The 12869-nt window shown below is 63.5% G+C and carries 11 protein-coding genes; all 11 read left to right on the top strand.

Features of this window, described 5'->3' with window-relative positions:
• Nucleotides 1–153 precede the first annotated feature (153 nt).
• The 11 genes from BerOc1_RS16100 to ahbD all read left to right on the top strand — a co-directional run bounded on the left by BerOc1_RS16100 (nucleotide 154) and on the right by ahbD (nucleotide 12609).
• Nucleotides 154–1041 carry a flagellin N-terminal helical domain-containing protein gene (locus tag BerOc1_RS16100; protein ID WP_071546722.1) on the top strand — a complete coding sequence of 296 codons (888 nt, stop codon included), beginning with the start codon at nucleotides 154–156 and terminating at the stop codon, nucleotides 1039–1041.
• Nucleotides 1042–1202: 161 nt separating this feature from the next.
• Nucleotides 1203–2945, top strand: a complete 1743-nt coding sequence (gene fliD, locus BerOc1_RS16095; RefSeq protein WP_071546720.1) for a flagellar filament capping protein FliD — start codon at nucleotides 1203–1205, stop codon at nucleotides 2943–2945.
• 13 nt (nucleotides 2946–2958) lie between these two features.
• Complete coding sequence (fliS, locus tag BerOc1_RS19445; RefSeq protein WP_071546718.1) at nucleotides 2959–3573, top strand: flagellar export chaperone FliS; 615 nt, start codon at nucleotides 2959–2961, stop codon at nucleotides 3571–3573.
• Between the two features lie 108 nt (nucleotides 3574–3681).
• Nucleotides 3682–4755, top strand: coding sequence for a glycosyltransferase family 4 protein (locus tag BerOc1_RS16085; protein ID WP_071547157.1), 1074 nt, complete (start codon nucleotides 3682–3684; stop codon nucleotides 4753–4755).
• Nucleotides 4752–5963 (top strand): glycosyltransferase family protein, encoded by a 1212-nt coding sequence (locus BerOc1_RS16080; protein WP_071546716.1) that lies wholly within the window; start codon nucleotides 4752–4754, stop codon nucleotides 5961–5963. Before BerOc1_RS16085 ends, BerOc1_RS16080 begins: the two co-directional genes overlap by 4 nt.
• Nucleotides 5964–6054: 91 nt before the next feature.
• Nucleotides 6055–7281, top strand: coding sequence for a YIP1 family protein (locus BerOc1_RS16075; RefSeq protein WP_071546714.1), 1227 nt, complete (start codon nucleotides 6055–6057; stop codon nucleotides 7279–7281).
• Nucleotides 7282–7290: 9 nt separating this feature from the next.
• Nucleotides 7291–7626: a hypothetical protein gene (locus BerOc1_RS16070; protein WP_071546712.1), complete on the top strand. Its 336-nt coding sequence runs from the start codon at nucleotides 7291–7293 to the stop codon at nucleotides 7624–7626.
• Between the two features lie 103 nt (nucleotides 7627–7729).
• Nucleotides 7730–8920, top strand: a complete 1191-nt coding sequence (locus tag BerOc1_RS16065) for an OmpA family protein (RefSeq protein WP_071546710.1) — start codon at nucleotides 7730–7732, stop codon at nucleotides 8918–8920.
• A gap of 142 nt (nucleotides 8921–9062) precedes the next feature.
• Complete coding sequence (gene ahbC / locus BerOc1_RS16060) at nucleotides 9063–10256, top strand: 12,18-didecarboxysiroheme deacetylase (protein WP_071546708.1); 1194 nt, start codon at nucleotides 9063–9065, stop codon at nucleotides 10254–10256.
• Nucleotides 10257–10427: 171 nt separating this feature from the next.
• Nucleotides 10428–11408 (top strand): porphobilinogen synthase, encoded by a 981-nt coding sequence (hemB, locus tag BerOc1_RS16055; RefSeq protein ID WP_071546706.1) that lies wholly within the window; start codon nucleotides 10428–10430, stop codon nucleotides 11406–11408.
• Nucleotide 11409: 1 nt separating this feature from the next.
• Nucleotides 11410–12609, top strand: coding sequence for a heme b synthase (gene ahbD / locus BerOc1_RS16050; RefSeq protein WP_071546703.1), 1200 nt, complete (start codon nucleotides 11410–11412; stop codon nucleotides 12607–12609).
• Nucleotides 12610–12869: the final 260 nt, after the last annotated feature.

The following is a 12869-nucleotide window of genomic DNA, read 5'->3' as shown; positions in this document are numbered from 1 at the left end:
TGTGTTCAGAGACATAAAAAATCGTTCACACGACCTAAAGTTTTCTTCACCCCCGCCGATGAAGTGGGCAACAAAAGAAGGTTTTCCCGGTGGGATGTGACCCCCGGGATCGTACCTAGGCATGGAAGCCAAAACAATTTCAAGGAGGAAATTATGTCTCTGGTTATCAACCACAACTTGATGGCGATGAACGCTTCGCGCAACCTGGGTGTCTCGTACGGCAACCTGGAAACGTCCACCCGTCGCCTGTCCTCGGGTCTGCGCATCACTCGGGCGTCGGATGACGCCGCCGGTCTGGCCGTTCGCGAATTGATGCGTTCCGACATCAGCTCCCTGCAGCAGGGCATCCGCAACGCCAACGACGCCATCTCCCTCATCCAGACGGCTGACGGCGCGCTCGGCGTTATCGATGAAAAGCTGATCCGTATGAAGGAATTGGCCATGCAGGCCTCCACGGGTACCTACAACTCCGACCAGCGCCTGATCATCGACTCCGAATATCAGGCCATGGCTTCGGAAATCACCCGTATCGCCAGCTCCACCGACTTCAACGGCATCTACCTGCTCAACGGCGCCCTGTCCTCTTCGACCCACGACGGTTCCGGACTGAAGTCCACCGGCAAGCTGAAGGTCCACTTCGGTACCGGCAACGACTGCTCCGAAGACTACTACTACATCCAGATCAACTCGGCCACCGCGTCGGCTCTGGGTGTCGGTCTCGGCGCCACCGGCACCAACGGACGGTCCATCTCCACCCAGGCGTTGGCCCAGAGGTCCCTGGATGTCCTCAACAAGGCCATCATCTCCAAGGATAAGATCCGCGCCAACCTCGGTTCGCTGCAGAACCGCCTGGAGAACACCGTTACCGTTCTGGAAATCCAGGCCGAGAACGTCCAGGCCTCCGAATCCCGCATCTCCGACGTCGACGTCGCCACCGAGATGACCGAATTCGTGCGCAACCAGATTCTGACCCAGTCGGCGGTCTCCATGCTGGCCCAGGCCAACAGCATGCCGAGAATGGCCCTGTCCCTGCTCGGCTAGTCGGCAATCGCATCGCTTCAAGGCGACTTTCGGGCCGGGCTCCTTGGGGGCCCGGCCCATTGTTTTTACGGAGTAATTTTCGTCTCGCACCGTGGCATCAGGATTGCAGGCCATTTCATACCTAATGGAATGGGAAAAATCTTCCGATTAAGGATGCAGCCATGGCAGACAGCACGTATACATCGGGTTCGATCAACTTTACCGGCCTGGGCAACGGGACGGACTTCAACACGCTCATCGACGGGCTTGTCGATGTCGAGCGGGGCCGCGTCACACGCCTGGAGAACTGGAAGGCCTCCTGGGAGCTCAAGAACGAGCAGTTCCAGGAGCTCAACACCCAGTTGCTCAGCCTGAAGACCTCCCTGGAGGGCATGGACTCCCTGAACGAGTTCATGACCAAGGGCGTGGCCAGTTCCAACACGAACCTGCTCATGGCCACGGCCGACGCCGAAGCCCTGGAATCCACCCACACGGTGGTCATCAACCAGCTGGCCACCAACGACATCCTGATCACCAATTCCGGCGCCAGCTCCCTGGATTCGATCATCGCCTCGTCGGACACCTCGTTCACCTTCTCCTACGGCGGCGAATCCTTCACCATAAACGACATCCACGCGGGCACCACCCTGAACGACTTCGTCGATCTGATCAACAACCACCCCGATTCGCGGGGCATCATCCAGGCCTCGACCATCTTCGACGGCACCTCCTACCACCTCCAGCTGGCGGGCAAGGGGCTGGGCGCGGACAACCAGCTGGTCATCTCCAACGCGGGCTCCCTGGCGTTCGGCGCGGGCGGCTTCGTCGAGACCCAGAACGCCCAGAACAGCCAGATCCGCGTGGACGGATTCCCGGCCTCCAACGCGAGCTGGATCGAGCGCGGCTCCAACAGCATCGACGACATCATTTCCGGCATCACCCTGGATCTCAAGGAGGCCTCCCCGGGCTCGGTCGTCAGCCTGACCGTAACCACGGACACCGACGCCATCATGGACAACGTCACGTCCTTCGTGGAAGCGGTCAACACCATCCGCGCCCAGATCATCGCCCTGACCAAGGTGGACGACACCAAGGGCGGGACCAGCACCGGCGGCAACTCGCTGACCGACTCGACCGAGACCAAGGGATCCATCCTGACCGGCAACTACGGCATCGACATCATCTCCCAGAACCTGAAGAACATCACGGCCAACATCGGCGTGGGCTTCACCGTCTGGGACCCGGACACCTTGTCCGGCGACAAGTACTCCGCCCTGTCCCAGCTCGGCATCATGACCGACGCCGAACAGGGATCGCCCACCTACGGACTGCTGACCATCGACTACGACAAGCTCGACGAGGCCCTGCAGGACGATCCCACCGCCGTGGCCGAACTGTTATCCCTGGAGCCCACCGGGGTCAGCCGGACCACGGACTTCACGTTCAACTCCCTCATCGAAGGGACCACCATGCCGGGCGACTACGACATCGAGGTGGTCAGCGACGGCACGCAGATCGTCAGCGCGACCATCAACGGCGAGGAGGCCGCGGTGTCGGGATGGGAGATCACCGGGCTGTCCGGCGACGCGCTCGGCATGGCCATCCGGCTGAACAATACAACGGCCGGAACCTACAACGGCAAAGTGGCGGTCAAGACGGGCAAGGCCACCGAGATGATCAACGAACTGACCGAGTTGACCAAGCCGTACAATAAATTCACCTATGAAGGCGGTCCCCTGGCGGTTCTGCAGAACAACTACGGCGACATCATGAAATCCATCGACGACAAGATCGCCTTTGAAGAGACCCGGATCGAAAAACTGGAACGCAATCTTCGCTTGAAGTATTCCCGTCTCGACACGCTGCTGGGCCAATATCAGCTCAAGCAGGGACAACTTGAAGCGGCATTGGCACAGCTTGAATAGCAAGGAGTAATTGATGGCCAACCCAGCAAAGGCATACCTGGCGACCCAGATCGAAACCACTACCCAGGGGGAACTCCTCCTCATGCTCTATGAGGCGGCGATCAAATTCCTCAAACGGGCGAAGCGGGAAATCGACAACAGGGACTATGCCAAGAAGGGCATTTACATCTCCAAGGCCATGGCGATCATCCATGAGCTGTCCGAGAGCCTGAACAAGGAAAAGGGCGGGGACATCACCCCCAAGCTCGGCCAGCTGTACATGTTCTGCACCACCCAGTTGGTCAAGGCCAACATCCGCCTGGACAACAAGATGATCGACGACGTCATCAAGATCCTGGACGGATTGCGCTCGGCCTACGCCCAGATCGTGCCCATTCACGACGGCAAGGCGGCCCCGGGCGACACCGTGTCCACGGGCGCGCCCCAGCCGGCTCCGACCCCGCAGGCCCCGCCGGTCCTGAACATGCAGCCTCCCCAGGCCGCGCCTCGGCCCGCGCCCGCGCACAAGCCGACGCCTCAGCCCGCGGCCAAGCCCGCCCCAGCGCCGGCCGAGCCCACCCCGCTGCGGACCGGGGCCTCGGCCGCCAAATTCCGTGCGGCCAACGCCTACAACAACGCCAACCGATGATCCTCCGGCCCCGCAAGGGGCCGGTTTTCATTTCGCGGGCAAGGAACTGTTTCACTTGAATCATAGGCAGTCATTTACAACACATGCGGCATGTGTCACCTTTCCGCCATGGTTGAATCCCCTGTCCGCGTTCTCCACGTCATCAAGTCCCTGAGCCTGGGCGGCACGGAGAAGGTCATGCAGCTCTTCGTGGCCAACCTCGATCCGGCCCGGTTCGCCCCGGCGGTCTACAGCCGGGTGAACGGCGTGCGCGCCTCGCAGATTCGCGCGGCCGGCGTGGACACCTTCATCGGCGCCGACCTGCTGGGCGTGATCGAACGCTTCAGGCCGCAGATAGTGCACGTGCACCGGGCAGGCTGGCCCGAACCCGATCTGCTCATGCCCATCAAACGCGCCCGCGTGCCCGTGGTGGTGGAAACCAACGTCTTCGGCCGCCACGATCCCAGCCCCCAGGCCAAGATCATCGACCATACCCTGTTCGTCTCGCGCTTCTGCCTGGACCGGTTCTTCGCGACCACGCCCGTCGCCCCGGCCCCGGCCCGGTACTCATACCTATACAACCCGGTGGACACGGACCTGTTCGCCAAGGCTGCAGCGCCGGACCGGGACTTCTCCCGGCCCGTGGCCGGGCGCGTCTCCCGGCCCGACCCGGGCAAGTGGTCGCGCCTCGCCCTGGACTTCCTGCCTCTGCTCGTGCGCGAGGTGCCCGACTTCCGCTACCTCATCATCGGGGGCATCCCCGAGGCCAGGGATTTCGTCCGCGAACACGGCCTCCGGGGACACGTCCTGTTCCGCGACCAGGTCAAGACCGACGCGGAGATCGCCGCCTTCCTGAACGGGGTCTCGGTCCTGGCCCACGCCAACGACACGGGCGAATCCTTCGGGCTGGCCATTGCCGAGGCCATGGCCTGCGGCCTGCCCGTGGTCACCCATCCGAGCGAAGGATTGCGCGACAACGCCCAGCTCGAACTGGTGGAGCACGGCGTCACCGGGCTTGTGGCCGACAGCGCGGAAGGCTATGCCATGGCCCTCAAGTACCTGTTTTCCCATCCCGAAGAAGCGCGGCGCATGGGCATGGCCGGCCGGGAAAAGGCCGCGCGCCTGTTCCGCATGCAGGACATCGCCCGCAAGCTTGAAGCCGTGTACCTGGAACTGCTCCGACGCAAAGGAATCGTGCAATGAACACCGGATTGATAGAAGCATACACCGCCGCCGTCCTGGAATTCGGTTTCCGCGACGGCCCGGACGCCGCGGCCCAAGGCAAAACAGATCCGGCCGACGCGGCCGCCTTTGCCGAACGCTCCCTGCGCATCCTGGACAAGAGCAGGGGCGAAACCCTGGTCCTGTTCGGCCTGGGCAACGGCGGGCACGCCCTGGCCCTGGCCGCCGGATTGCCCGAGGCCGCCCGGCTGGTGGTCTGCGAGACCGACCCGGCCGTGGCCCGCGCCTTTCTGGCCGCCAACCCTGCCTGGAACGCTCCTGATTCGCGGCTCCTGGTCCTGGCCGACACCTCGCCCTGGGCCCAGCTCTACATCCTGGCCATGAGCGGAATCGGTCCGGACAAAACGGCCCTGGCCCTGAACCCGTCCCTGCCCGAGGATACGCGGGCGGCCTACCGCAACCTCCAGCGGCTGTTCATGAACGCCAGACCCCACCAGGCCATCAACAGCTCGTACCTGAGCCATGTGGGCGTCCAGGCCCCGGACCTGTCCGTGGGCGTGATCCTGGCCCCGGACGAGCCCGGGCTCGACGAATTCTTCGCCCAATTCCCGGACTGGGTCCGCGAGGTGGTGGTCCTCTGGGACGCCGACGAAACGCCCGGCCGCGATTTCACCTGCGCCGCGCCCGTCCGCCAATTGGCCCGTCCGCTGGACGACTTCGCGTCCCAGCGCAACCGCATGCTCGACGAATGCGCCGGAGACTGGGTCCTGTACCTGGACGGCGACGAACGATTCAGCGAGGACGTCTGGGGACTGCTTCCCGCCTGCCTGCTGGTGAAAAGGCTCACGGCCTGCTGGTTCCCGCGCATGACCCTGTATCCGGACGAGACCCGCTGCAAGGCGGGCTACGGGCTGTGGCCCGATCTGCAGTTACGCCTGTTCCGCAACGAGCCCGGCGTGCGCTTCACCCGGCCCGTGCACGAGCGGCTGACCGGGGTTAAGGGACGCACGGCCCTGGTCCTGGACGCGCCCATCCTGCACTACAGCAGGCTGACCAAGTCCCCCGAGACCCTGGCCGCCAAGCTCAAGCGGTTCGACGCGGCCTCGGGCGGCGGCATCAGCCACGTGCTCAGCGACGACTACCCGACCATTCCGCGCGCCCTGCTGTCCGAGGCTACCTTCCTGGTGGGCTCCCTGGCCATGCTCCTGCTGGAGGAAAACCCGGTCTGATCGTGCAGTACGTTGCAGATCGCTTGATTCTGACCTACAAAATGTATACGACCGATCAGCGATCGATATTCATGTCCTTCAAGGAAAGACAATGCAGATAATATGTCCCGAATGCAGGTTCACCCGCGAGGTGGACGAGAGCAAGATACCCGCCCGCTCCCAGGTGGCGACCTGTCCCAAATGCCAGACCAAATTCAAGTTCCGCGACCTGCCCGAGGAGGAGTTCCTCATCGAGGAGCCCGAACCGTCCGCCCGGCCCGAGCACAAGACCGAACCGGCGGCGCGCAGGACCGCCGAGCCCAGGATCAAGCCAAGAACCCCGCCCGTAATAGGAAGCGGACTGCGCCCCCCCGCCCCGGCCCGTCCCGAGAAAGGCGAGGAGCCCGAGGACAGGGCCTTTCCGGGCCTGCCCGAGGAAGAGGACAACGGCGACGGGCTGTGGCAGCGGCTGCACACCATGACCCCGCCCGAAAAGCCCCGTGCGCCCCGGGACGAGCCTTACGACGACGCCTATGACGAGCCGGGGAACGCGCCCTACGACGACCATTACGACAATGCCGGCGACCGGCGGCATGACGCCTATCAGGATCAGCAGCCCGTGCCCGGCTGGACCGGCGAATTCAACGAGGATTTCCCGGACCCCATGCAGGTCGAGTTCGCGGACGGCGACGAGGACGAGGTGGCCCCCATGCAGGTGCCGCCGCCCTTCGAGCAGCTGGACCGCTACGGCTTCTTCCACGGCCTGTTCCTGACCCTGAAGCTGGTCCTGTTCTCGCCGCGCCTGTTCTTCTCGGTCATGCCCGTGGGCAACGGGCTGTCCAAGCCCCTGACCTTCGCCATCCTGGTCTCCATGATCCAGACCGTGGTCCAGTACGCCTGGGGCGTGGCCGGACTGACTCCGGGCATGAACGTGACGGCACATGGGCTTGAGGCCGTGCCCTACGACGCCGTCAACGGACTCTTCGAGCTTCTGCTCACCCCGGCCGTCGTGGCCCTGTCCCTGTTCGCCATCTCCGGTTTCTACCACCTCATCCTCAGCATGCTCAAATCGGGCAACAAGGGATTCGAAGGGTCGTTCCGGGCCGTGGCCTACGCCTACGCGCCGATGATGATCGGGATAATCCCCATGTTCACGGCGAACTTCATGGCGAGCTGGATGTTGATCAACGCCGTCTGGACCCTGATTCTGACCGCCATCGGCCTGAAATACATCCACAAGGTAGGTTACACCAAGATCGTGGCCGTGCTCCTGATTCCCTTCCTGCTGGGCATGATCGCGGCCGTGCTCATGATGCGGGGCCAGGTGCCGACCGTTTAGAGGACGCCCATGATCGGATGGTTCAAACGCAGAATCGAGACCTACAAGGCCCACCGCAAGCTGGCGAGCCAGACCGATCCGCGCGCCTTCAAGCGGATGGCCATGGAGATCCGCGACCTGGCCCTGCTCGCCTCCCAGCTCAACCCGAGGGAGCGGGACATCCACAAGCTCATCCGCAGCGTCATCGTCGAGATGGAGAGGCTTTCGGAACTGGCCGACCGGCCCGAGTTCCGGAAGCTCTCCACCGGCAAGAAGCTGCTCCTGCGCCAGGGGCTCCAGGAGTCGCGCGAGCAGCTCCTGGAATCCATCGAGTCCGCGCCCTCGCCCACCCAGACCCTCCAGTAGATTCACCGGCATACATATTGCTCTGATCCCGCCAAGGATTCCGGCCCCGTCGCAAACCCGGCGGGCAGTTCCGGGCGGCATCAACCATCAGCCGGTGAATGATATGAAAAAAGCTCTTCTTTTCAGCCTGTTGCTGACCATAGCCGCGTGTTCGCACGTGGACCTCTCCCTGACCGACCAGACCAGGATATACACGGACGCGCCCGTCAGGAAATCGGCGCTCCAGGTCTCGGTCCACCCCAAGGGCAGGCAGTACACGCCCCTGACCGCCTATTTCCACCCGTTCATCATCCAGCAGGAAAGCCCGGACCACGCGGCCCTGTCCGCCTCGTTCACCCAGATATTCTTCAACGTCTGGACCGAGGAGCGGCTGTTCTCGACCATGGAGCTGGCCCCGGGCTACGGCTACCAGGGGTATTCCTCGGCCCTGGAATCGGCCAGACGGCGCGGCGCGGACCTGCTGGTCATCGGCAAGGTGCCCTATTTCTACGACGGCACCACCCTGGACGACTCGGCCGTGACCATTCAGGTGGACGTCTACGCCGCGGGCAGCGGCACCCTGCTCTGGACCATGATCCAGTCTTCGCGCATTGAGCAGCGCGACCCGGAAGACTTCGTGGTGGTGGTCCACGAGACGCGCATGTCGCACAGCCCGTTCAACCAGATGATCCGCGCCATCGCCAGGGACATGGCCGTGCCGCTCAAGTCCTGGCTGCCCGACCCGGATTCGCGGTTCCCTTACGCCTCCACCCCGGAGGCGGTGAAAAGCGGGCTCATGGCCGGTCCCACCGACGGCGCGCAGGGCGCGGACCTCCCGCCCGAGACCTCCCCGGCCCCGGCCGTGTCCTCGGGCCCGGCCGCCGGGCAGCCCGCGCGGGGCGACGCGGAAGACGAGGCCGCACGGACCGGCGAGGACGCGACGCCCCGGCCCGGCATCTCGGGCGTGGATCTGGACATCCAGTTCGACTTCGACAAGGCGACCATCAAGCCCGAGTCCCACGCCGTTCTCGACGCCCTGGGCGAGACCCTGAACTCGCCAGAATTCAAGGGAAAGAGCATCGTGGTCGGCGGGCACACCGACGCCTCGGGCGACGCCCGGTACAACCTCGACCTGTCCAAGAAGCGGGCCGACGCGGTCAAGGCGTACCTGGTGGACAAGTGGCGCATCAACCCGGACCTCATCGAGGCCGTGGGTTTCGGCAAGTCCCGTCCCCTGACCGCAGGGACCACTGCGGCGGATCAGCAGCGAAACCGCAGGGTTGAAATCAGGCTGGCGGATCAGGCCCTGCAATGATTTCTTGACTTTCCGAGAATAGTTCTTACCTTTGCGGACAGGGACGCGACAAGGGGCCATTCCTGGCCTCTTTTTTCGTCTTTTACACAGCGCAGTTTGTGTGCTACCTGAGAGACCTTCATTTCACCTGAGAGGTATATTAATGATAGGCATTTCCAAATTGTACTGCGGCGCCGTCGAAGCTTCCGACGCCTTGCGTTACAACCGCGAATCCGGGCAGCTGCCGTCCCATCTGCTCCAATTTTCAAAAGACAAGAAGCCCGTGGTGGTCTGGAACATGACCCAGCGGTGCAACCTCAAGTGCGTGCACTGTTACGCCCACGCCGTGGACCCGAGTTCCCACGAAGACCCCATCTCCACCGAAAAGGCCAAGGAGATGATCGACGACCTGGCCCAGTTCGGCGCGCCGGTCATGCTCTTCTCCGGCGGCGAGCCCCTGGTCCGCGAGGACCTGGTGGAACTGGCCAAGTACGCCAGGGAAAAGGGCATGCGCGCGGTCATCTCCACCAACGGCACCCTGATCACCAAGTCCAAGGCCCGCGAGCTCAAGGAAGTCGGCCTGTCCTACGTGGGCATCTCCATCGACGGCAACGAGGAGGTCCACGACAAGTTCCGCGGCGTCAAGGGCGCCTACAAGCAGGCCCTCAAGGGCATCGAGAACTGCAAGGCCGAAGGCCTCAAGGTTGGCCTGCGCTTCACCATCAACAAGCGCAACGCCGTGGAGATCCCCCACCTGTTCGACCTCATCGAGCAGTTGGACATCCCGCGCATCTGTTTCTACCACCTGGTCTACTCCGGCCGGGGTTCCGAGTTGATCAACGAGGATTTGAACCACCAGGAGACCCGCGACGTGGTCAACCTGATCATGGACCGCACCCGGGCGCTGTTCGACAAGGGGCTGCCCAAGGAGGTCCTGACCGTGGACAACCACGCCGACGGCCCCCTGGTCTACTACCGCCTGCTCAAGGAAGACCCCGAACGGGCCAAGGAAGTGCTTGAACTGCTCAAGTGGAACGAGGGCAACTCCTCCGGACGCGGCATCGGCTGTATCTCCTGGGACGGCCAGGTCCACGCCGACCAGTTCATGCGCCACCACACCTTCGGCAACGTCCTGGAACGCCCCTTCTCCGAGATCTGGACCGATGAGAACATCGAGCTCCTGCACAAGCTCAAGGACAAGCGCCCCCATGTGGGCGGCCGCTGCGCCGGCTGCCGCTTCCTGAACATCTGCGGCGGCAACTTCCGCGCCCGCGCCGAGGCCTACTACGGCGACTTCTGGGCCCAGGACCCCGCCTGCTACCTCACCGACGAAGAAATCACCGGCGAGAAGCTGTAAGCAAAGCGATCCGCAAGGCCGGGACCTCCCCTTTCCGGGAGAGGTCCCGGCCTTTTTCACAACGTTCCACGACGCTCCCGGCTTCGGATGCGAATTGCTGCACCAACTTGCGGGATGGGCGCGGACAGGTATAGTAGTAGTCAAACTGAATCTCTTTCCTGGAGCGGATACATGATACCCACGGATTTCTATCGCGGACGCAGACTGCGGACCTCCCCGGCCATGCGCGAACTGGTACGGGAAAACCAGGTCACGGCCAACGACCTGGTCATGCTCTATTTCGTCATCGACACCGACGACGAGGATTTCAAGAAGGAAATCCCGTCCATGCCCGGCCAGTACCAGCTCTCCCTCAAGCAGCTGGAGATCAAGGTGGCCGAGGCCGTGGGCAACGGGCTCAAGGCCCTGATGCTCTTCGGCATTCCCAAGACCAAGGACGAGATGGGTTCCGGGGCATACGACGACAACGGCATCATCCAGAAGGCCACGCGCATGCTCAAGGCCCGCTGGCCCGAACTGATCATCCTGGCCGACACCTGCCTGTGCGAGTACACCTCCCACGGCCACTGCGGGGTGGTCAAAAACGAGTACGTCCAGAACGACCCGACCTTGAACCTGCTGGCCAGGACCGCCGTGTCCCAAGCCAAGGCCGGGGCCGACATCATCGCCCCGTCCGACATGATGGACGGCCGCGTGGCCGCCATCCGCGCCGCCCTGGACGAAGCGGGCTTCATCAACGTCCCGATCATGTCCTACGCGGTCAAGTACGCCTCGTCCTTCTACGGCCCGTTCCGCGACGCCGCCGAAGGGGCGCCCAAGTTCGGCGACCGCAAGACCTACCAGATGGACCCGCCCAACGTGCGCGAGGCCATGCGCGAGGCCGCCGCCGACCTGGAGGAAGGCGCGGACATGCTCATGGTCAAGCCCGGCCAGCCCTACCTGGACATCGTCCGGCTGGTCCGCGACAATTTCGACACCCCGGTGGCCGTCTACCAGGTCAGCGGGGAATACGCCCTGATCAAGGCCGCCGCACTGAACGGCTGGGTCGACGAGCAGTCCATCGTCATGGAGTCCCTGGTCGGCTTCAAGCGCGCGGGCGCGGACCTGATCCTGTCCTACTTCACCGAAGACGTACTCAAGGTATTGAAATAATATGAGTGAACATCCCAAAGGCCATCCCGGCACCATGACCGGCTGTCCGCCCGAGGGGCATCCAGGCGGACACCCCGGCGGGCACCCCCACGGCAAGATGCATCCCGGCGCGGAGCACGCGCCCAAGCGGTTTCTCGATGATGGCGTCACGCCCATCTGTCGGCTCATCGCCTGGGAAGTGACCCGGTCCTGCAACCTGGCCTGCAAGCACTGCCGGGCCGAGGCGCACCCCGAGCCCTACGAGGGCGAACTGTCCACCGAGGAGGCCAAGGCGCTCATCGACACCTTCCCGGACGTGGGCTCCCCGATCATCATCTTCACCGGCGGCGAGCCCATGATGCGGGCCGACGTCTACGAGCTGATAGCCTACGCCAAGGCCAAGGGCATGCGCTGCGTCATGGCCCCCAACGGCACGCTGATCACCCCGGAGACCGCCCAGAAGATGAAGGATGCGGGCATCGAGCGCTGCTCCATCTCCATCGACGCGCCCGAAGCGGCCCAGCACGACGAGTTCCGGGGCGAGCTCGGGGCGTTCGACGCCTCCATGCGCGGCATCCAGTATCTCAAGGACGTGGGCATCGAGTTTCAGATCAACACCACGGTGACCAAGAACAACCTGCACCTGTTCAAGGACATCTTCCAGCTTTGCGAAAGGATCGGCGCGTCCGCCTGGCACATCTTCCTGCTCGTGCCCACGGGCCGGGCCGTGGAACTCGGCACCGAGATCATCACCGCCGAGGAGTACGAGGACGTGCTCAACTGGTTCTACGACTTCCGCAAGACCACCAGCATGCAGCTCAAGGCCACCTGCGCGCCCCACTACCACCGCATCCTGCGCCAGCGGGCCAAGGAGGAAGGCGTCCCGGTCAACTTCGAGAACTTCGGTCTGGACGCGGTCTCGCGCGGCTGCCTGGGCGGCATCGGGTTCTGCTTCATCTCCCACCGGGGCCAGGTGCAGCCGTGCGGCTACCTGGAACTGGACTGCGGCAATGTCCGCGATATCCCCTTCCCGGATATCTGGAAGAAATCCCAGCAGTTCCTCAACCTGCGCAACCCCGAGGTCTACGACGGCAAGTGCGGGCACTGCGAATACGAAAAGGTCTGCGGCGGCTGCCGCGCCCGGGCCCAGACCATGAAGGGCCACTATCTCAAAGAAGAGCCCCTGTGCTCCTACACCCCGAAAAAAAAGCCGAAGGCGTAAGCCTCCGGCGGCCGGGGGAAGGGAGGGAAAAATCCTTTGAAAAGGGTTCTTTCCCTCCTTTCCCCCGGACCCCCATCCCTCCCTTTTCCTAAACTTTTTGTGCCGCTTCGCGGAGGACGGGGTGGGATGTCAGGTCGGATCGCTTGACCTGAAGCTGGTTTTTGAAAGAGAATTCACCGCGACCGGACGCATCCGCCGAAGGCGCGATAAAAAGTTTTGAAAGGGAGTCCAGAGGGAAAACTTTTTCAAAAGTTTTTCCT

Origin of the sequence: Pseudodesulfovibrio hydrargyri (assembly GCF_001874525.1) — a bacterium.
Classification (GTDB): Bacteria; Desulfobacterota; Desulfovibrionia; order Desulfovibrionales; family Desulfovibrionaceae; genus Pseudodesulfovibrio; species Pseudodesulfovibrio hydrargyri.
The sequence above is the reverse complement of the archived record's forward strand: the minus strand, read 5'-3'. Positions and strand labels throughout refer to the sequence as shown.